The sequence below is a fragment of the Streptosporangium nondiastaticum genome, from assembly GCF_003011965.1.
Classification (GTDB): Bacteria; Actinomycetota; Actinomycetes; order Streptomycetales; family Streptomycetaceae; genus Streptomyces; species Streptomyces nondiastaticus.
This window is the reverse complement of sequence record NZ_PXWG01000002.1, coordinates 91018-110831: the sequence shown is the minus strand read 5'-3', so window position 1 is coordinate 110831 and position 19814 is coordinate 91018. Positions and strand designations below refer to the sequence as shown.

16 protein-coding genes are annotated in these 19814 nt (G+C 72.1%); 5 read left to right on the top strand and 11 right to left on the bottom strand.

Going from position 1 to position 19814, the window contains the following annotated elements:
- Positions 1 to 10 precede the first annotated feature (10 nt).
- On the top strand, positions 11 to 1024 hold the full coding sequence (locus B7P34_RS02050) for a hypothetical protein (protein ID WP_106674017.1): 1014 nt from the start codon (positions 11 to 13) through the stop codon (positions 1022 to 1024).
- Here B7P34_RS02050 and B7P34_RS02045 read toward each other — a convergent pair.
- From B7P34_RS02045 to B7P34_RS02030, 4 genes are all read right to left on the bottom strand, one after another.
- Complete coding sequence (locus B7P34_RS02045) at positions 999 to 3317, bottom strand: hypothetical protein (RefSeq protein ID WP_106674016.1); 2319 nt, start codon at positions 3315 to 3317, stop codon at positions 999 to 1001. The two genes, B7P34_RS02050 and B7P34_RS02045, sit on opposite strands and share 26 nt — an antisense overlap.
- Before the next feature lie 92 nt (positions 3318 to 3409).
- Positions 3410 to 4537 carry an ATP-binding protein gene (locus B7P34_RS02040; protein WP_189382359.1) on the bottom strand — a complete coding sequence of 376 codons (1128 nt, stop codon included), beginning with the start codon at positions 4535 to 4537 and terminating at the stop codon, positions 3410 to 3412.
- Positions 4538 to 4541: 4 nt separating this feature from the next.
- Complete coding sequence (locus B7P34_RS02035; protein WP_146166702.1) at positions 4542 to 5576, bottom strand: hypothetical protein; 1035 nt, start codon at positions 5574 to 5576, stop codon at positions 4542 to 4544.
- A gap of 95 nt (positions 5577 to 5671) precedes the next feature.
- Complete coding sequence (locus tag B7P34_RS02030) at positions 5672 to 6946, bottom strand: hypothetical protein (protein WP_146166701.1); 1275 nt, start codon at positions 6944 to 6946, stop codon at positions 5672 to 5674.
- A gap of 318 nt (positions 6947 to 7264) precedes the next feature.
- Here B7P34_RS02030 and B7P34_RS02025 point away from each other — a divergent pair, with 318 nt between their 5' ends.
- The gene (locus B7P34_RS02025; protein ID WP_106674012.1) at positions 7265 to 8416 is read left to right on the top strand and encodes a damage-control phosphatase ARMT1 family protein; all 1152 of its coding nucleotides are present in this window, start codon (positions 7265 to 7267) and stop codon (positions 8414 to 8416) included.
- A 39-nt stretch (positions 8417 to 8455) separates the two neighbouring features.
- Here B7P34_RS02025 and B7P34_RS02020 read toward each other — a convergent pair whose 3' ends face one another.
- Positions 8456 to 9982, bottom strand: a complete 1527-nt coding sequence (locus B7P34_RS02020; RefSeq protein WP_106674011.1) for an amino acid permease — start codon at positions 9980 to 9982, stop codon at positions 8456 to 8458.
- 243 nt (positions 9983 to 10225) lie between these two features.
- Here B7P34_RS02020 and B7P34_RS02015 point away from each other — a divergent pair, with 243 nt between their 5' ends.
- Positions 10226 to 10963: a class I SAM-dependent DNA methyltransferase gene (locus tag B7P34_RS02015; protein WP_106674102.1), complete on the top strand. Its 738-nt coding sequence runs from the start codon at positions 10226 to 10228 to the stop codon at positions 10961 to 10963.
- Positions 10945 to 12057 carry a UDP-glucose 4-epimerase GalE gene (gene galE, locus B7P34_RS02010; protein ID WP_223267400.1) on the top strand — a complete coding sequence of 371 codons (1113 nt, stop codon included), beginning with the start codon at positions 10945 to 10947 and terminating at the stop codon, positions 12055 to 12057. Before B7P34_RS02015 ends, galE begins: the two co-directional genes overlap by 19 nt.
- 87 nt (positions 12058 to 12144) lie before the next feature.
- Here galE and B7P34_RS02005 read toward each other — a convergent pair whose 3' ends face one another.
- The 6 genes from B7P34_RS02005 to B7P34_RS01985 are packed head-to-tail and all read right to left on the bottom strand — an operon-like array spanning position 12145 to position 18644.
- A complete protein-coding gene (locus B7P34_RS02005; RefSeq protein WP_106674009.1) occupies positions 12145 to 13533 on the bottom strand; it encodes a YcaO-like family protein in 1389 nt (462 codons plus the stop codon).
- A gap of 4 nt (positions 13534 to 13537) precedes the next feature.
- Entirely contained in the window at positions 13538 to 13675 is a 138-nt protein-coding gene (locus B7P34_RS37140; RefSeq protein WP_189382356.1) for a hypothetical protein, read from the bottom strand.
- Positions 13672 to 14949: an MDR family MFS transporter gene (locus B7P34_RS02000; protein ID WP_189382354.1), complete on the bottom strand. Its 1278-nt coding sequence runs from the start codon at positions 14947 to 14949 to the stop codon at positions 13672 to 13674. The genes B7P34_RS37140 and B7P34_RS02000 overlap by 4 nt, the downstream gene beginning before the upstream one ends.
- A gap of 38 nt (positions 14950 to 14987) precedes the next feature.
- On the bottom strand, positions 14988 to 15959 hold the full coding sequence (locus tag B7P34_RS01995; RefSeq protein ID WP_189382352.1) for a cupin domain-containing protein: 972 nt from the start codon (positions 15957 to 15959) through the stop codon (positions 14988 to 14990).
- A gap of 49 nt (positions 15960 to 16008) precedes the next feature.
- A complete protein-coding gene (locus B7P34_RS01990; RefSeq protein ID WP_106674006.1) occupies positions 16009 to 16761 on the bottom strand; it encodes a thioesterase II family protein in 753 nt (250 codons plus the stop codon).
- Positions 16758 to 18644 carry a non-ribosomal peptide synthetase gene (locus B7P34_RS01985; RefSeq protein ID WP_223267399.1) on the bottom strand — a complete coding sequence of 629 codons (1887 nt, stop codon included), beginning with the start codon at positions 18642 to 18644 and terminating at the stop codon, positions 16758 to 16760. The genes B7P34_RS01990 and B7P34_RS01985 overlap by 4 nt, the downstream gene beginning before the upstream one ends.
- Before the next feature lie 240 nt (positions 18645 to 18884).
- Between B7P34_RS01985 and B7P34_RS01980 the strand changes: the two genes are divergently transcribed.
- A complete protein-coding gene (locus tag B7P34_RS01980) occupies positions 18885 to 19781 on the top strand; it encodes a TauD/TfdA dioxygenase family protein (RefSeq protein WP_106674004.1) in 897 nt (298 codons plus the stop codon).
- Positions 19782 to 19814: the final 33 nt, after the last annotated feature.

Sequence of the window (19814 nt, the reverse complement as noted above, 5' to 3'; positions counted from 1 at the left end):
GCGAGCGCACGTGGCAGCTCCCGCACAGCAGTGCACCGAGATCCTCAAAGAGTCCCACTGGACCCAGGAACGGCACGGCCTGATAACGCAGTTGTGCCAGGAGACCGTCTCCTCGAAGGAGTCCGGGATCCGCTCCCTGTCGCACTACACCAACGGCATCCTCGACTTCGCGGTCTGCCGGGCCGGCCGCGGCCCCCTCCGCAGCCCGGCCGCCGACGCCGACGGCGAGCCGCCGGACGAGTCGCTCCCCGGCAGCCGGCTGCTGCTGTGCACCCAGGACCTGGGCGGCATCCTCCGCCCCCTCGGCACCGGAGACCTGATGCGCACCGTCGTCGCCAACGCGGGCGGCGGGCTGTGGGGCGGGCGCGTCAAGACCGGCGAGTTCCTCGCGGCGCTCACCGACGAAGCCGCGAGCGTCGAAGCCATGGACACCGCGATGAACATCCTCGTCACCCGGATCCGCACCGAGGTGCACCGGCTGCCCGACGAACTGCCCGGAGGCGCCCCGGGGGCCGCACCCGGACGCGCCACGTGCCGGGTCCGCCCGCGCATCGACTTCGGGACGGCCGCGCCGCAGAGACCCGTCGACGAGGAGCGGCTGCGCCACCTCCTGCAGGGCCACCTGAACACGACCGACCTGCAGTACGCCGGCTACTACCGGGACTGGACGCTGGTCTGCGTCGGAGACGTCTTCGACGCCCCCGAACTCGGCCCGCGCTTCCTGAACATCAGCGTGCGCAGCCGGCGCAGCGCCTACCGCGACCTCTCCCAGCGCCTGAGCGGGCACCTGAGCCGGCTCACCGACGCCCTGCACCTGGGAGCCCCGCCGGCGCCCGGCGGGGCTCCGGTGGACCGCCTGGTGCTGGACGTGCAGGAAGGGGCGGTGTACGTCGCCTGGATCTCGCCCAGCGAGTTCGTCGTCGGCGTCACGCTCGAACAGCCGCAGGTCGGCAACGCCGAAACGAGGCTCGGCCGGCTGGCCCGCGCACTGGCCGGGGTCACGGCGCCGAACGCGCCTCACTGAGCGCGTCCCACACCTCCTCCGCGAGGGCCTCCACCGTCCGCGCCGCCGTACGGGGGTGCGGGGGACCCGCACTGCCCAGCAGATGCACGGGCAGGACCTCGACCGCGTACTCGTACTCCCGGCAGATCCGACGCAGTTCGCCCAGCCTGTCCTCGGCCGGTGTCCCCGGTGGCGCGGTGCGGTGCCAGGCCGACACGGCCCCCCGGAACTTCTCCGTCAGCGCCCGCACCACGGTGGCACAGCCGACGGTGCCGAGCTCCGCCGGCGACCCGGCTCCCGCACGTCCCCCGGGCCCTTCGGCCGCGCCGCGATCGACCCTGTCCCGCGTGATGACGTCCAGGACGGTGAGCGCCTCCTGGAAGCGGCTTCGCACCGCCCCCGGCAGGTCGGCGGCCGCCGCTTGCGGACCGGGCCGGTCCGGGAGCCGCGCGCCCGCCGGACGCGCCTCCTCCGGGCGGCGCTCCGCGGCCCACTCGGCCATCTCGCGGCGCAGTTCCGCAAGTTGGGCCGACTGCTCCTCCAGGCCGCGCCTCACGCGCTCGCCCAGCCGGACGAGCCCCTGTTCCTGACGGCCGTCCGTCAGCCGCTTGTCGAGCTGCCGCAGCGCCTCGTCCACGCTGTGCGCGAAGTCGCCCTGCCGGTAGACCAGCGGCCGTGAGCCGATCATGCGCCCGAGCCGGTCCTGCATGGGCCCGGAGACATGACCGCGGACCACGAGCAGGGCCTCGAACCGCTGCGGACGCACCGCGTTGCGCAGACCGTGCACGTGGGCGACCACCCGTTCCGCGTCGTCGGCGACGAGGACGGAGTCGGTGAGGACCACCGCGAGACAGGCGTCCGGCGCGGGGGCGAGCCAGTACAGCACCTCTTCGGGCGTCCCCGGCGGGGACGCCCGGCGCGTGGGGACCGGGTCGTGCGTCGCGATGCGCCACTGCCCCAGATCAAGGGCACGGTGCACCTCCTGCGCCACTTGGTGGCGGGACACCCTCTCGTGCAGTTCGCGCACCGCCGCCAGCACCTTGGCGGCCGTCACCTCCCGTACCGTCCGGTCCTCGCCCTCCTCGCTGAGCTGCCATGCCTGGCGGCACGTCTTGAGGACCTCGCGGGGCACGCCCTCGGTCAGCTCGTACAGCAGCCGCAGCGCCTCCGGGCCGAACGGCCCCGCGGGCCGGTGCGCCCCCGCGCGGGAGTCGCCGCCCGCAGCGACATAGGCGGCCACCAGCCGGCCGGTGTCCTGTTCGTCGAGACCGGACGGCCACAGCTGGACCACCCGCTCGTGCACGCTCGGCCGCAGCTTGCGCAACCCCGCCGGCGAGACGCAGAACACCAGCAGACCACCCCCACCCCGGCTCGTGTAGATGTCGATGAGCCGCTCGAAGGCGTCCACGAAGGCGCGCCGGCTCTCGTCCGGCCAGTCGAGCACCTTCTCCAGGGAGTCCATGAGGAGCGCGTACGGGCGGCCCACCCGGCCGTGAAGGAAACCCTGCACCGCCAGAGCGTCGAAGACCCGGTGGATGCCGGCCGCCGACCGCTCCGGCCCGCCGGCCCCTCCCGACGGCCCGATGGCCTCGGTGATGCCCCGCTCGCGCAGCGGCTCGGCCGGTTCGCCGCCCGTGAGCCATTCCCAGACCATCCTGGTGAACGGCGGCTCCTGGAGGAGGGCGAGGGCGATCGCGAACCGGCGGTGTTCGGTGACCTCGCCGAGCGTGCCGAGCAGGTGCGTGTGGATGACGGCGGGGTCGTAGCGCAGCGCGGAGACCACCTTGCCCGGATCGAGACTGCCGTCCCGCAGCCCTGCCGCGACCTCGTCGAGGGCCCCGAGACGGGGGTCGCTTCCCTGCGCGTCGACGCGGTTCGCCGTCACGTACGCGTAGTAGTCCCGGACCAGTTCCTCGAACCCGCGCCGCCCCTCGGGGGTGTCGCCGGGACCGCGTAACCGGTCCCGGTACATCCGTCCCATGTCCTGGACCGGCTCGTCGGCGATCCACACCGCCACGTTGTCCGGCTGGCCGGCGAGCGTGGCGTACACCTCGCGCAGGGCATGGCTCTTCCCCAGCCCGAACCGGCCCACCAGGGCGATCGCCCGTCCCCTGCGGCCACCGGCCGGCCGGTCGGCGAGATAGTCGACGACCAGGTCCGACAGCTCCGCGAGGACGGGAGTCCTGATGCTCGCGTTGCCCGAGTCCGCCGCTTCGACCGGTGCGTCCCCGAGGTCGGCCGAGGGGCCCAGGCGTGCGACGGGGATCAGGGGGAAAGGATTGTCGTGCCAGATGTCTCCACTGTCTGGGCTCACAGCGGCACTCCTTGTATGTGCGAGTCGAGCTGAGCGGCGGACGGGTAGGGGACGGGGCGGGCTGCGGACCGGGCGGAGCGCAGGAGCCGGGATCAGGGGTCGGGCGTGGGGCCGGGCGTGGGGCCGGGCCGGTGAGGCTGACGATCCGGATCCGCCGGGGCGGGACCGGGCCGGGGGTACGGACGGACGGGCCGGCGGCGCAGCGACTGGAGTTGCAGCGGGTCGCGCGCAGCCGCGTGCAGGTTCAGGTCGCGGGCGGTGACCCGGACGGTTCTGCCTTCGCGTATCTGGCCGTCGGCCACCGCGTGGCACGCCTGACGCAGCTCCCTGACGTCGGCGGGCTGCCACGTGGGCAGGGGCGCTTCGTCCGGGTCGGAATGGTCCGCGCCGGTGTCCTGGCTGAACTTCACGGTGTCTCCTTCCCGGAGCCCGCCGAGCATGAGGTGGGTGACCGCGTCGTTGGGCATCAGCGCCTCGACCGCCTCGCCTGCCGTCTCCGTCGTCTCGTGGCTGATCTCGACGAACAGGACGATCCGGCTCTGGGCAGCGCTCAGACAGGTGTCGAGGAACTGGGTCCGAAGGCTTCCCTGGTCGGTCCAGTCGATGTGCGGCACGACCACGAAGAGCAGCGCCTGCTGCTCGGCCAACACGGAGCTGATCCTTCCGAACGCCTTGAACGGTCTCTCCTCGGACATGGAGGGGTCGAGCCCCGCGTTCGGGAAATGGGCGCGCAGCGTGGCGAAGACCTTCTCCCGGATATTGGCGTTGATCACTGCGGCGGACGCGATCTCGCCGTTCTCGTCCCTGCTGATGGCGCGGCCGTTGTTGCCGTACCCGGCGGTCATCGCCACGACGTGCCGAGTGATCGGACGCGGGAACCCGGCCGCGGCGGCATCATCACCCATCTGTTCGATGTGCAGGATCGCCCGGTAGATGCACTGGTGTATGAGAGTGGTCTTTCCCATGCCCCGGGGGCCGGTGACGACCACCAGACTGCCCTGGTCCACGCCGGGGTTGACGAGGTCGGCGATCCTGTCCAGCACCTCGTCGAAGCGCTGCAACTGGTCCTGCGCGTGGTCGACGTCGACCCACTGGCCGGCGTGACTCTCGTCCTGCCATGCGATCAGGGGATGGTCGTCCCGCGGCGGGGACTTCGGGATGCCTCCCCTGGTGACCGGCACGTGCACGGCGTACGGGTTGAAGTGCGTCGGCAGGGTCACGCGGCTACCCCCGGTGCGGTGCGGTGCGGGTCGAGCGCCTGCGCAGCGCACGCCATCTCCAGTACAGCCCACGCCGGTTGATCTCCATCACGGCGCGCGGTTGCGTCTCCACGGACTCCCGTACTTCGCGGCCGAGCCGGGCGCGTCCTTCCGTGCCGAGGATCTCGCCGCCCTGGGCGGCCGGCAGCGGCCGGACCAGAGGGAGCTCTTCGGCGAGCCGCTGGGCCGCCGTGCGGCGTGCGGCGGGCCCCGGTACCTGAGCGAGGACGCCCCGCAGGGCCTCGCGCGAGGTGGCCACCTCCGCGTGGTCCGCCCGGGGGTCGTTCTCGTAGGCCGTGAGGTACTCGTGCACCGCCGCACGGAACGCCGCCTCGCGGCTCGCCAGCTGGTGGCTGAGCTGCCGTCGTTCGGACGATATGCGTTCGGAGAACTGGCCGCCGAGGGTCAGCAGTGCGCCGGCCGCCAGCAGAGGAAGGGACTTCACGAACGCCGTGAGCCAGTCTTCCTCCTCCTTCTCCTCGGCAGCGGTACCCGGGGAGTCGGAGGCAGCGGCCATGAGCGCGGAACAGGACCGCCCGAAGTCCTCCTCGCGGCGCTCGGCCCACTGCTCCAGCGTCATGCTGCCGGCGCCGGCGGCGGAGGGCCGGACGACACCGTCGGGGGTCGCGTCCTGCTGGAGGAGGCCGAGGCGTATCGCGGCCGTGACGAGGGCTCGGCGGTGCTCGGCGTCGAGGCAGTACACGAGCTGGGCGTCCCGCTCCTTCGACCCGCCGGCCGCGGCCGGGACGTACGCCGGGGCGACGGCGTGCGCCGGGGCGGGGACGTACGCGGGAGCGAGGGCATGGGCGGGTGCGGCGGCGTAGGCGGGGGCGGCAGCGGCCATGGTGGTCAGCAGGTAGAGCGCCGAGGCGGCCGTGAGCAGCCGGTGCTCCGGGCCGGCGGTGCGGCCCCGTCGGCCCGGCGGGCGGCCGCGCACACCGCGCCCCGGATGCCCGGCGCGTGGCGACGCCGATGGACCGAGCTCCCGTTCCTGCCTCATGTGCATTCCCCCGTCCGGCTCACTGCCCTGTGCCGGTTGCTCCTCTGACTGCCCGCTTGCCGGTTCCGGGCTCGGGCGCACACCCGGACCGGCTGTCACGCCGGGGAGCGTCCGTCCGGCAGCGGGCCCGGCGCGGTCCTGCTCCTTGCCAAGGACCCCAAGGTCAACGGCCCCTGCCCCGACGGCTCTTCTTGAGGGAGAGGACGCTCCGAACCGGGGTCGCGTTCCTCCTTGTCACTCTGCCCCCGCCCGAAGCGCGGCGGATGCGCCGACAGCACCTGCGCGGTCCCGTGCAGGAGGTTGACGGTGATCACAGCGGGCCCGACGATCGCGACCGTGCCGGGGAAGTCGCGTTCCAGTGTGAGAGTGATAAGGACGGCCGTGATGCCGTTCTGCTGGCCGAGCCCCAGGGCGATCCGGTCCCGCCGGTCCAGGCCGCGCACGAACAGCGGCATGACCCCGAGCGCCACCACAGCCTGCGCGCCGAACGCCGCCAGGCCCAGGACGAACCCCGGCACCACGTCCACGCCCCTCGCCAGGAACAGCCCGAGCGCGAGGAACGCGACTAAGAAGGCGCCGCCGACGGCGCGGTCGAGAGCCTTGCCGAACGCTTTCGTGCGCAGGAAGAGGCCGGCGACCCCGACCGCGAGCATCAGCATGTTCGCTGCGGCGATCACCAGCATCGCCACCACCAGCAGACCCGCCAGGGTCACCCCCGTACGCCGGGCCCGCGGAGAGGACGGCAGCAGCGGCGCGGCCCTCCGGCCGGCCCACCACAGCAGCAGCACGCCCGCCAGCAAAGCGGCGTTCAGGGCGAGACCGGACGCGTAGCCGCCCGCGCCGCCCCCCGCGGCCGCCGGTGCGCCCTCGTGCCCCGCTGCCGCGTAGGCGTAGCCGGCGACGTACAGCGTCAGAAGCACCGTCATCGGGTCGTCGAACGACGCCCAAGCGGACAGCAGGGACCTGGCACGCGGGGACATGCGTCCGTCCCTGCCGAGCGCGGCCACGGACAGGGGATCGATCTGGGCCACCGCGATGCCGAGCACCACGTACTCGGAGCGTCCGAACGCCAGCACCATCACGCCGGCGATCAGGGAAGCCTTGAGGACGACGCCGAGCGTCACCGCCGCCACCACGCCGGGCAGGTCCTCGCGCAGGGCCCTGAGGTCGATCGCGTACGTGCTTCCGAACAGACCGATCGCGAGCAGCAGGCCCGCGCCGAAGACGTAGCCGCCGGTACCGATCAGGGCCGAGAGATCGGCCGCGCGGCCGATGACCGCACCGAGGATCAGAGCGCCCGCTCCGCCGACCACGATGCCGGGGACGGATTCCGGCAGCCACCGGGGCAGCATGCGGTTACGTATCGCCATTCTTCTTCCCCCCTCCTGGCGCGCGTGTTCCTCCCTGAGGGCCTTCCCGCTCCACGGGGCAGGAGAATGGTAGGGGCCGCGGGTACCGTATCGAAAGTCGTACTCCCGCCGACTGGTGCGGGAGTTGATCCATCTCCAGGTGGGCGATGCCTGGAACAATGCGCGCCGGAACCGCCTCCCGCGGCTCTCACTTGAGGATGCCCGTCCGCGGGCGTCGTCGAACGCGGGCCGGCCGGGCGGCCTCCCCCCTGGAGTGGAGCGCCCTGCCCGAGTGGGAACTACGCGGGGTGCGGATGGCCCCGAGAAGGATGGACGCTCATGACCCAGCAGCCCCCGCAGATCATTTCGAGTGAGTCGCCCTTCGCCGGCGACGTGTTCGTCAAGCGGCATCCGGCGCTGATCGAACGGCTGGTCGCCGTCTGGCCCTTCGCCCCCGGGCAGCGCCGGGCGCTGTCCGAGCTCGTGGAGGAGAACGTCCAAGGCGTGATCCGCCCGCTTCCGGACAGCGCCGCTGACGCCGGACTCTGGCGTGACTGGGGGAGTGGCTTGTACGGCCAACCGTGGACGTCGGTGCCGTTCCTGTGGGCGGAATCCTTCTTCTACCGGCGTCTCCTGGAGGCCACCGGTTACTTCGAGCCCGGGCCGTGGCGGGGCGTCGACCCGTTCGCGCCTTTCAAGCAGGCGGAGCTCGCGGGTGAGGCGGTGTCGGCGGAGATCACTGCCCTCGACGACGTTGCCGCACTGGCCGACGACGAACGGGGGCAGGCGCTGCTGCTGTCGAGTCTCTGGGGCAATCGCGCGGACCTGGGCTTCCAGATCACTGCAGGCCGCGGAATCGAGGCCTCCGGCCTGGTGGCCGACGACAGCGCACGTCTGTGGGAGCTGCTCCGATCGGAGGCCGGCGGAACAGTCGCCCTGGTCGCTGACAACGCGGGCAGCGAGATGGTCGCAGACCTGGTCCTCATCGACCACCTCCTCGCGCACGGCCTGGCCGACCAGGTCGTGCTGCACGTGAAGCCGTCGCCCTACTACGTCTCTGACGCCACCTTGGGAGACGTCGCCGACTGCCTGCGAGCGCTCCTGCACAGCAAGGGCAAGGCCCGAGCCGTGGGGGAGAGACTGCGCGAGGCAGCCGCGCTCGGACGGTTGCGCATGCGTGCGGACGCGTACTTCTGCGCACCGTTCGACTTCACCGCCATGCCGGAAGGGTTGCGGCGAGAGTTCGCGCCGGCCACAGTGACGATCTTGAAGGGCGACCTGAACTACCGCCGATTGGCCGGCGACCGCTGGTGGGAACCCACGATCCCGTTTGCTGAGGTGACGGACTACTTCCCGGGCCGGGTCGCGGCGCTGCGCACGCTGAAGTCGGACGTCATCGTCGGCCTCGAGACGAGTACTCTCGCGGGGCTCAACGCGGTGCCGCACTGGCGGACGTCCGGCACTCACGCTGTGGTGCAGGTGCGCTCGTGATCTCGGAGCCGGCGGCACCGATTCGATGGACTTCTGTTATCAGACGATGTTCTCGGCCTCTTCGGTCCGGTCGTGGCCGCTCGCCGTGCCGGAGCGGGGCACGCCGTAGGAGCGGCGCCCGACGCGCCACCACAATGCGGCCATGACGAGGGCCACCAACAAGGCGACGGGCGTGTAGTTGAAGCTCGTGGCGGTGACCGGGTCCGACTGCGGCAGCAGGAACAGCACGGTGGCCCCGGTCGCCCAGAGCACTGCCACCCAGCCGATCGGCCGGCTCCAGCGGCCCAGGTGCCAGGGCCCGGGGGTGAACCGCTCTCGGTGGCGCAGTCGCAGCAGTACGGGGATGGCGTAGGCCGGGGTGAATCCCACCACGGAAATCGCGGTCACCGCGGAGAACGCCGTGGCGGAATACAGGGACGGCAGGGCAAGCACGAAGGCGACGACGACCGCGAGCCACACGGCGTTGGCCGGGACGGCCCTACGGCGGCTGACCTTCTGCCAGTGCGCGGAGCCGGGCAGGGCGCCGTCCCGGGCGAAGGCGTAGATCATGCGACTGGCGGAGGCGGTTACGGTGTAGCCGCACAGGAACTGCGCGACGATGATCACCAGCAGCAACGCCTTCGCCGTCGCCACGCCCAGAGCGTCCAGGAAGATCTGCGCCACCGGGACCCCCGTCTCGCTGCCCAGCGTCGCGGCATAGTCCTGGACGCCGAACAGCAAGGCGGCCAGCAGGGCACCGCCGGCGATCCAGGACACCGCCACCGAGCGGACGATCCCGCGCGCCGCGGCCACGGAAGCACCACTGGTCTCCTCGCTCAGATGGGCCGAGGTGTCGTAGCCGGCCAGAGCGAAGCACGGCAGCAACATGCCCAGCATGACCACGTACACCGGGTTCGACCAGCCGGTGTTGTTGGTGAACTCGGAGAACACGAAGCGGGCCGGCTGGTGGTGGGAGGGGACGAGCGTCAGGGCGCCGATGATGACGACGGCCCCGGTCACGTGCCACCACGCGCTCAGGGAAGTCAGGAAGTTCATCAGCCGGGTGCCGAAGAGATTCAAGACGCCGTGCAGCGCGAGGATGACCGCGTACAGGACCAGCAGGGATCCTGGTGTCGGCACATAGCCGGAGTGCAGGTTCGCCCAGGCCCCGGTGAAGGTCGCGATGCCGTAGTCCTGGGCCGCGATCCCGCCGAGCAGCCCCAGGAGGTTGAGCCAGCCGGTGTACCAGCTCCACCGCTCACCGCCGAGCCGGCGGGCCATGTAGTAGAGGCCGCCGCTGGTGGGATAGCGGGAGGTGATCTCGGCCAGCGCCGCGGCCAGGCACAGCACCAGCGGCCCCACGGCGAGCCACCCCCACACCACCACTGCCGGGCCGCCGCTGTTCAGGCCGTAGCCGAGAAGCAGCAACGTCCCGGACATGATGGAGATGACCGACAAGGAAGCGGAGAAGTTGCCGAAGGCTCCCATGCGCCGGTGCAGTTGCTGGGTATAGCCGAGCTCTTTGAGTGTGCGCTCGTCGTCCAGCGGCTCGGACCGCTGCCATCGTGCACGTGCTGGTGTACGCATCGATATTCTCCGCACGGGGATAGGCAGGAAGGGATAGGCAGGAAGGGATAAGGGGGCAGACGGACGGCGGGAACCGGCGCGGCATGACACGATTGTCGGCCGCCGGGACGCGGTTTGAGGAGCAACGAACCGGCCGCTGCCCGCGGGACAGCGGCACATCAGCCGTTGCAAGCTCCCGGCGGGCGAGCCGGACGTGGCAAATGAGTCGACACCGTCCCTCAGCGCACGGCAAAGTTGTTGACCATGACGAGCAGTGAGCTGTGGACCCGTGCGACCGCTGACCGCTATGACGCCGAAGAGACCGAGATGTCCTCGGCCGCCGTTCTCGGACCGACTCTCGCCTTCCTCGCCGAGCTCGCCGGAGACGGCAGGGCACTGGAGTTCGCCGTCGGCACCGGACGAGTGGGGATCCCGCTCCGGGAACGGGGCGTGCCGGTGGTGGGCATCGAACTGTCCGAGCACATGGCAGCGGTCCTGCGGCGCAAGATCGACGAGGACATGCTCCCCGTGGCCATCGGGGACATGGCCACCACCGTCGTCTCCGGAGAGTTCACCCTGGTCTATCTCGTCTACAACACCATCACGAACCTGCTCACGCAGGACGAGCAGGTCGAATGCTTCCGCAACGCCGCACGTCACCTGAAGCCCGGCGGCCGATTCGTCATCGAGCTGGGTGTGCCGCCGCTGCGGTTCCTGCCCCCCGGCCAGGTCGCGGTGCCGTTCGACGTCTCCGAGCAGCATCTCGGCTTCGACACTTTCGACCTGGTCGAGCAGGTTCTCGTCTCGCACCACTTCACCCGCGACGACGACGGCCGCTACCGCCGGGACAACTCCCGGCACCGGTACGCTTGGCCGGCGGAGCTCGATCTGATGGCCCGGATCGCCGGGCTCGAGCTGGAACGCCGCGTCGCGGACTGGGACGGGACGCCGTTCACCCAGGACTCCGCAAAGCACATCTCCGTGTGGCGCAAGCCGGCCTGAGGCCGGCCGCCGGACCGGATCCGCCCGTTTCGCGGGGCAACCCCGAGGGACTTGTTGTCAATTGCCCGTGGCTTTCCAAGGTTCAGGGAGAGAAGATCGTGTCTGTTCTTATTGCCGGGGGAGCCGGATACATCGGAAGCACCATTGCTTCGGCCTGCCTGGACGAGGGAATCACCCCGGTGATTCTCGACAGTCTCGTCCGGGGCCGCCGCGAGTTCACCGGTGACCGGATCTTCTACGAGGGCGACATCTCCGACGGCGCGCTGATCGACCGGATCTTCTCCGAGCACCCGGACATCTCCGCGGTGGTGCACTGCGCGGCGTTGATCGTGGTGCCGGAGTCCGTTGAGGACCCGATCGGCTACTACGAGGCGAACGTCGCCAAGAGCCTGGCCTTTCTCGGCCATCTCCGCAGGGCAGGCTGTGACCGGCTGATCTTCAGTTCCTCGGCCTCCGTCTATCAGGCCGACGACGGATCCTCCGTCAACGAGGACTCTCCGCTCAGGCCGCAGAGCCCCTACGCGCGCACCAAAGCCGTGTGCGAGCAGATGTTCGCGGACATCGCCGCCGCCGGCCGGATGCGCGTGCTCTCGCTGCGCTACTTCAACCCCATAGGGGCGGACCCCAGGATGCGGACCGGGCTTCAGCTCAAGCGGCCCAGCCACGCTCTGGGCAAGATGATCCAGGCGCACCAGGAGGGCACGGCCTTCCCCGTGACCGGGACCGACTACCCCACGCGCGACGGGACCGGAATCCGGGACTACGTGCACGTCTGGGACCTGGCCGCCGCCCATGTGGCGGCGATCGGCCGCTTCGACTCCCTGCTCACGGACTCGGAGCCGTCGATGGCGGTCAATCTGGGCACGGGCTCGGGCACCACCGTGCGGGAGCTGTGCGCCGCCTTCAACCGGGTCGTCGACACGCCGCTCGCCACGGTCGACGCGGAGCCACGGCCCGGTGACGTCGCCGGCGGCTACACCAAGAGCGACCGGGCCCGCAGGCTCCTGGGCTGGACGCCGCGGCTCTCCCTGGAGGAGGGGATCCGGTCCTCGCTGGACTGGATCCCGGTGCGCGACGCGATGCTGAAGGACTGACCGCTCGCCCCTCAGGGCTCCTTCGAGCCTCCTTTCCAGCTTCAGCCGGGAGACGGGCAAGCTTTGAGCTTGCCCTGAAACCGCCTGTCAGGAATGGGGCATGGGGAAGGCGTTGAGTTCTTTCCCGGGAAGCGGGGACCGGCTCCAGCCCAGGCGGTCGGCGGCCTTGCGGAGGCGGTCCGCGCCCAGGAACGGGTAAGCGGCCGGGGCGGTGGTGGTGGTTCCCGGCACGACGGCCCGGACGGTGTGGACGCCTGAGGCCGCTGCTTGCGGGGCGGTGATGTCCACGCTGATGACCTCGTATCCCTCGGCGCGGACCCTGTCGAGCAGGGCTCCGGGATCGTCGCGCGGCAGGGCGGGGACGTCCGACCAGAGGGCGTCCGGTCGGGTCCAGGTCCAGGGCGCTACGCGGTCGGCCGCCCGGCGGTCCAGGTAGAGCTGCTGCTGGCAGAGTTGCTCGACGACGTCCGAGGAGTCGTCGCGGTAGGAGTCCAGGTAGCGGCGGTCACGGCGCCAGGGTTTGAGCGGGGAGGGGCGGCCGGGGGTCCGGACGGTCGCCGTGGGGTTTTCCAGGGTGCGGCAGGTGACGTGCAGGGTGTACGCCTCGGCCAGGGCCTTGGCCGCGGCTTCGACCGGGTCGTGGCGGAGAGCGAATCCATAGGTCAGCCAGCCCTCCTCCCGGCTGCGGACCCCGGCGGCGATCACCGGGGCCCCGAACTCGTTCTCCAGGTACGTCAGCCGGATGTCGAAGTCACGGGGCGCGCCGCTGATCAGGGTGCGCAGATACGGGGTCGGCGGGAGGGCGGGCAATGGCCGCGCGTTGGCCCACCACACCGCGGCGGCGTCGCGCTCCACGACTTCTTCCAGGGCGGAGCGCAGGGCGTGTCCGAGGGTGGGGCCCGCTGCGGTGCCGCCCAGGGCGGGGAAGGCGTACCGCGGCTCGGGGTGCTCGTGGGGCATGCGCCGCCAGGCCGTGTACACGAGGAAGGCGGGGACGAGGACGGGCTCGTCGCCGTCCGCGGAGCGGCCTTCGATCCAGTGGGCCGGGGAGTCCCGCAGGAAGGGGCGGAACGGAAAGCCGGGGGTCGCGTACTGGCGCGGCGAGTACAGGACGAGGCGGCGGGGGTCCAGCGCGGGGACGCCCCGGCGGGTGAGGTCGTCGTGGGTTCCGTAGTGGACACGGGCGGGTGCGGGGGGTACGGAGCCGCAGAACCGTTCCACGGCTTCTCCTTCGGCGGAGCGCCGGGCCTGCTCGGGGACGTTCCAGGAGGTGCCGAACGCTTGCCGGTCGGCCTGCCACGGCCGCGCCGGGCCGGGGTCGGCCAGATCGCTGACAGCCAGGTGCAGGGCGGGCGGGGTGCCGGCCGGTCCGGTGAGGACCCGGGTTCCGGTGATGACGGGCGGGTACGGGCCGGAGCCCGGCACCGGACGGCGGGCGCCGTCCGGGCCGGTCTCCGGGGTGCGGGTGAGTGTCATCGGCTCACACGTAGGCGGCGACGCAGTTGTTGACGACGAGCTCGTCGGTGTCCACGTAGGCGGCGACGCAGTTGTTGACGATGACCTCGTCGGTGTCCACGTAAGCAGCGACGCAGTTGTTGACGATGATCTGCTCGTTCATGAGGTGTTCCCTTCGTCTGGGTTTCCTCGTCCCGGTCGGGAGGAGGCGGTGGGAAGCGGAGTGCCGCTTCCCTCCCGTGCGGTACTCGGGGAGCCCGTACGGAAGTTCTTGTGGCGGGCGGTGACCAGTGCGCCGCCCAGGCCGGCCGTGGTGGCGAGGAGCGCGCACAGGGCCCACAGGGTGGTGGCGCCCCAGTGGTCGAGGATCCAGCCGCCGCCCGCGGGTGCCAGGAACGCGGCGGCCGACCACGCGCCCCCGTACACGCCCTGGTAGCGGCCGCGTTGGTGGGCGGGGGCGCGGTCGGCGGTGACGGCGATGCCGGCGGGGGCCTGCAGGATTTCGCCGAGGGTCCAGATGAGGACGGTGCAGGCGAAGGCCGCGGCACTGTCCGCGAACATCGTCAGGCCGAAGCCGCCGCCGAGGAGCAGGCCGGCGGCCGGCAGGACCACGGCGGGCGGGCGTCCGCTCACCAGCCGGGTCAGGGGGATCTGCAGGGCCACGATCATCAGCCCGTTGGCGGCGCTGACCAGGCTGTACGTCTCGGGCGGGTGGCCCTCGGCGGTCATGACGACCGGCAGGGTGGAGAACCCCTGTTGAAAGACCATGGCGAAGACCGCGGTCATCAGGACGAACAGCATGAAGGGGCCGTCGCGGTGCACCGGTACCGATGTGGTCGTGCCGGCGCCCGGGAGCGGGGCCGTGGGCTCCGGGGTGGGGGAGGGGCGGGTTTCGGGGACCTTGGCCAGGACCAGGACGCCGCAGGCGAGTGTCGCGGCGCCGTCGGCCAGGAAGATCGGGGTGTAGCCGTGGCTGACCATGAGGCCGGCCAGTACCGCCGCGACCGCTCCTCCGGCGTTCAGGGCCCAGTAGTTGAGGGAGAAGGCCCGCTGACGGTCCTCGGGCCGGACCAGGTCCGTGAGCGAGGCCTGCATCGCGGGGCGGACCGCTGCGGCGCCGCCCCCCATGGCCAGGGCGGACGCGGCCACGGCCCACGGCCCGTCGCTCAGCCCGAGCAGGGCCATGCTCGCCGCCGTCCAGAGGTGTGCGGCGAACATGGTCGTGCGCCGCCCGATCCGGTCGGCGAGCGCCCCGCCCAGGAACGTGCCGGCGATCCCGCCGAGTCCGACGAGGGACAGGACGAGCCCCGCGGACGACGCCGAGTAGCCGCGCCCCGCGGTCAGCGACATGGCCAGCATGGGCCCGGCGAAGCCGCCGATCCAGTTCACGAGGACGCTCAGCCAGATCCACCAGAACGCGGGCGGCAGACCGCGCACGGCGGCCGGTGCGATCAGGCGTGCCCGAGCCGGGCGGGTCACCGGGTGCCGGCCGTGTCCGGGAGGGTGAACTGCGGCCGGTGCGGAGCTCCGCCGCCGGCCCGCTCGGCCAGCTCCTCGAGGAGGCCCGGCTCGCGGGCGGCGGTGACCAGGACCTCGCGCAGGGCCGCGTACCAGTCCTGCGCGCGGTCCGCGGCGGCGAACCTCGGCAGGTCCTGGCGTACGAGTGGGTGGCTGCGGGCCAGGTGGACGAGCAGGCGCCGCAGCAGGTCGCCGGCGGAGGGAAGCCGGGTGCCGAGGGTCAGGTGGAGCGAAGGGCGGCCTTCGACGGCCCTGACGGTGTGCCACCAGCCGCGCGGCAGGTAGAGCACGTCGCCTTCGGTGAGATCCCCGGACCACGTGGCGGCGCCCACGGCCGGCGGAGGCGGATCGCTGAGCACTCCGACGGGGTGCTCCTCGGTCGGCGGGTGGATGTCCCAGTGCTTGGCGCCCTCGGCCTGGAGGACGAGGACGTCGTGGTCGTCCCAGTGGGTGTGGAAGCCCTGCGGGGCGCCGCCGAGGTTCACGTAGAGATTGGCCTGGACGAGCGAGCGCAGGGACCCTTCGACGGCGGTGACCAGGGCGCGCAGCGGGGCGTGGAGTTCCTCGACGCCGTCGATGGCGAGGGTGCTGCCGGCGTGGAGCGTCTCGTACAGCCGCTCCGGGCGGAGCCGGGACGGGCGTCCGCGCGGGGACAGCTGCGGGACGGGTTCCGCGCAGGAGGCCAGCGGCACCCCGTCCGCGGACCGCACCAGGTGGATGCGGGACGCGTCGGTGCGGGTGGAGGCGAGGAGCTCGTTGAGCCGGGACCAGCCGAAGAGGCCGCGGAAGCGGCCTTCCCGTCCTCTGATCACCACGGGTTCGGTCCCCAGCCGGTCGCGGAGGAACTCCTGCTCGGTGAGCGGGGAGAGGAGGCCGGCGAGGCCGTCGGCGGGGGCGCAGTGGGCTGCGCCCGCCTCAAGTGTGTGCACAGCGACTCCGGTTCCTCGGTGGGTGCGCGGGCGGGGGATCGCGAGGTGGTCAGGCGGCCGGCCGAGCGGGGACCGCGGCCAGGGTTTCCCGGATCAGGGAGTGCGGAGGGTTGGCCACCAGGTAGAAGTGGTCGCCCCGTGTGCTCTGTTCACGGACGCCGCCCGTGGTCAGTTCGCTCCAGGGACGGCGGTCCGTGTCCGCGTCGGCGTCGCCGGCGATGGTGGTGACGGGGCACCGCACGACGGTGCCGGGGCGGGTGGTGTAGGCGTGGAACATGTTCGCGTCCGCCCGTACGTAGGGCAGGACCAGTTCCTGGAACTCCGGGTCCGCGGCCAGTTCGGGGTCGGTGCCGCCGAGGGTGAGGAGCCGTTCGATGACGGCCGGGTCGTCCTCCTCGCCCGGGTCCGCCCACTCCTCGGGGGACGGGTAGGCGGCGTCGCACGAGCCCGATGCGAACAGGTGGACGGGGTCGATGCCGCGTGCCTCCAGCGCCGCGGCCGTCTCCAGGGCGATCGGCGCGCCCATGCTGTGGCCGAACAGGGCGAGGGGAAGGTCGGCCAGAGGGGCCGCCGCGTCGGCGACGGCGCGGGCGAGCTCGCGCAGATCGGTCGCCAACGGCTCGCCGAGTCGCTCGGCGCGGCCCGGGTAGCGGACCGCGTACACCTCGACCCCGGGGATCCGCTGACCCCAGTCGCGGAAGAAGGAAGCGGATCCCCCGGCGTGCGGGAAGCAGATCAGGCGGGCGACCGGGTCGGTGACGGGAGCGGTGCGGTGCAGCCACAGAGCGGTGTCGGTGTTCACTTGGCGGCCTCCTGAGCCGGGTCCTGTCGTCGGGCGCGCAGGGCGCGGGCGCGTCGTGCGGCGGCGCGTCGTGCGGCCGGGTCGGTGCTGTCGGCGCCCGCGGTGGAGCCGCCGCCCTCGCGCAGCATCGTGACCTGGTCGGCGACGGTGGTGTGCTTGAACAGTGCGATCACCGGCGGCCGCTTGCCGGTATGCCGCTCCAGGGCCTCCCTGAGCTGGAACATCGCGAGGGAGTGCCCGCCCACGTCGAAGAAGTTGGCGTCCAGCGGGACGTGCGGGGTCTTCAGGACCTCGGACCAGGCCGCGGTGACCTGTGCGGTCAGGTCGCCCCGGGGCGTCGGCGCGTCCGCGGGTGCGGGGGCAGGAGCAGGGGCGGTCTCTCCCTCGGCGCGGGCCCGCAGGGCCGCACGGTCCGCCTTACCGTTGACGGTACGCGGGAACACGTCGAGGAGGACGATCCGGGCCGGGACCATGACGGCAGGGAGCCGGTCGGCGAGCTGTTCGCGCAGGGTCTCGGGGGCCGGTGCGGAGCCGGACGGGGAGAGGACGAAGCCGGTCAGCGTGGTGCTCGTGGCGTCCGGGACGACGACGGCCTCCCGCACCCCGGGCAGGGCGGACAACTGTGCCTCGATCATGGCCGGTTCCACCCGGTGACCGCGGATCTTGACCTGGTGGTCACGGCGGCCGCGGAAGGCGAGGGTGCCGTCCGGGTTCCAGCCGGCGCGGTCGCCCGTCCGGTACATACGGGCCCCCGGAGCATCCGCGAAGGGGTCGTCCAGGAAGGCGCGGGCGGTGGCCTCCGGCCGGCCGTGGTAGCCGCGGGACACTCCGGCGCCCCCGATGAAGAGTTCGCCTTCGGCGCCCCGGGGCACCGGGCGGAGCTCGTCGTCGAGCAGGTAAAGCCGTGCACCGGGGACCGCCCGGCCGATGGAGACGGGGCCGGGGGCGTCGAAGCGCCGGTAGCTGGCCCAGACGGTCGCCTCGGTGGGGCCGTACTCGTTGACCAGCGCGGCGGGGGCGGTGCGCACCTCGAAGTGACGCTCGACCAGTTCGGGGGGCAGGGGTTCGCCGGCGACGATGACGGTTTCGAGGGAGCGCAGGCGGTCGCCGCCGAGGGAGCGGGCGGCGTCGAGCAGGACGCTGTAGAGGGACGGCACGCACAGCGTCTGTGTGACCTGGTGCCGCTCGACGAGTTCGACCAGCCGCTCGGGGTCGCGCACTTCGTCCCGGGAGGCGACGACCAGGTGACCGCCTGCGGTGAGGGTGCCCCACAGGCCGGCCACGGACGAGTCGAAGGCCAGTGGCGAGACGAGGAGGAAGACGGGCTGCCCGGGGTAGACCGTGCGGCGGGCCAGGGTGGAGGCGGCCAGCTGCCCGTGCTCGACGACGACCCCCTTGGGTTCGCCGGTGCTGCCGGAGGTGTAGATGAGGTACGCGGCGTCCTCGTCCGCCACCGGGACGCCGGGCGACTCCGGTTCGCGGCCGGAGGCCTTTCCGGTGGCGGGGCCGCCGGCCGGTTCCCGGGCGGTGGCCCCGGCGTCGACCAGGGGTACGTCGAGCCCGGTGAGGCGCCCGCGGGAGGCGCCGGTGACGAGCACGGCGTCGACCCGGGCGTCCGTGAGGATGTCGGTGACACGCAGGTCGGGATGGGAGACGTCGACGGGTACGTAGGCGGCTCCGCAGCGCAGCGCGCCGAGCACGGCGGCGACCATCGCGACGGACGGCTCGATGAGCACACCGACACGGCTGCCCCGGCGGACGCCCGCCTCGGTGAGCGAAGCCGCGATGCGGCCGGCCCAGGCGTCGAGGTCTCCGTAGGCGATGCTGCTCGCGCCGCTGCTGACGGCGGTGCGGGCGGGGGCGGTCCGGGCGAATCCGGCCACGAGTTCATGGACCGGCGGGCGCGGGCCGGCGGGCAGGGGTTCGCCGAGGCCTTCCGGGCGAGGCGCGGCGGTCGGGGGGCCCGGAGGGGTGGTCAAGGTCGGCGTTGCCATCAAAAGTCCTCCGTCTTCAGGAGCTTCATGGCATGCATGTTGCCAGGTGAGTCACAAGCGTGGCAACCTCTTGCCTCGTCTGGAAAGTCAATCCGGTGATCCAGAACCCCGATGGGAAGGGCAAGAGCCATGACCGAAACCCTGCAAGCGCAGACCGGTGTGACCGTCACTCCGCTGACCGGGAACATCGGCGCCGTCATCGGCGGCGTGGACGCGGGCGCCGCACTGAGCGACGAGACCATCGCCCTGATCCGCGCGGCGCTGCTCCGGCACAAGGTGGTGTTCCTGCGCGACCAGGACCTGGACTACGCCGCGCAGACCGCCTTCGCGTCCCGCTTCGGCAAGCTGACGCTCGGACACCCGATCTACGACGCTCCCGAGGGCCGTCCCAACCTCCGGGAGATGGACTCGAAGCAGGGCACGCGCGCCAACCACTGGCACACGGACCTCACCTTCATCGAGCGCCCGCCCGCCTTCGCGTTCCTGCACAGCAAGGTGATCCCCCCGGTGGGCGGCGACACCGTGTGGGCCAACGCCGCGACCGCGTACGCCTCCATGCCGGCGGAGCTGCGCCAGTTCGCCGACCAGCTGCGGATCGTCCACAGCAACGACTGCGACTTCACCGACGACACCGTCATCGAGCGCGGGGCCTACATCTCGACGCCGTACGAGGCCGAGCACCCCGCGGTCCGCGTCCACCCCGAGACGGGCGAGCGGTCACTGCTGCTCGGCGGGTTCGCCCGCCGCGTGGTGGGATACGCCCCGCAGGCCTCCCGCGACCTGATCAGGGTCCTGCAGGAGTACCTGACGAAGCCCGAGCAGACAGTGCGCTGGCAGTGGCGGGTCGGCGACATCGCCATCTGGGACAACCAGTCGACGGCACACTACGCGATCTACGACTACGGCAACCAGTACCGCCGCGGCGAGCGCGTCACGGTCGTGGCCCCCACGCCGGTCGGTGTGGACGGCCGGCCCAGCGTGGCGCTGCGCGGCGACACCACCTCCTACAGCACCGGCCGGGCCTGATCGGCCGGCCCCCCCCCGCACACGGAGACCATG

Coding starts and splice junctions, on each gene's coding strand:
- B7P34_RS02015 (WP_106674102.1), top strand. CDS start 10,226: ATGACGAGCAGTGAGCTGTGGACCCGTGCGACCGCTGACCGCTATGAC.
- B7P34_RS02035 (WP_146166702.1), bottom strand. CDS start 5,576: ATGAGGCAGGAACGGGAGCTCGGTCCATCGGCGTCGCCACGCGCCGGG.
- B7P34_RS01980 (WP_106674004.1), top strand. CDS start 18,885: ATGACCGAAACCCTGCAAGCGCAGACCGGTGTGACCGTCACTCCGCTG.
- B7P34_RS02030 (WP_146166701.1), bottom strand. CDS start 6,946: ATGGCGATACGTAACCGCATGCTGCCCCGGTGGCTGCCGGAATCCGTC.
- B7P34_RS37140 (WP_189382356.1), bottom strand. CDS start 13,675: ATGAACGAGCAGATCATCGTCAACAACTGCGTCGCTGCTTACGTGGAC.
- B7P34_RS02005 (WP_106674009.1), bottom strand. CDS start 13,533: ATGACACTCACCCGCACCCCGGAGACCGGCCCGGACGGCGCCCGCCGT.
- B7P34_RS02025 (WP_106674012.1), top strand. CDS start 7,265: ATGACCCAGCAGCCCCCGCAGATCATTTCGAGTGAGTCGCCCTTCGCC.
- B7P34_RS02020 (WP_106674011.1), bottom strand. CDS start 9,982: ATGCGTACACCAGCACGTGCACGATGGCAGCGGTCCGAGCCGCTGGAC.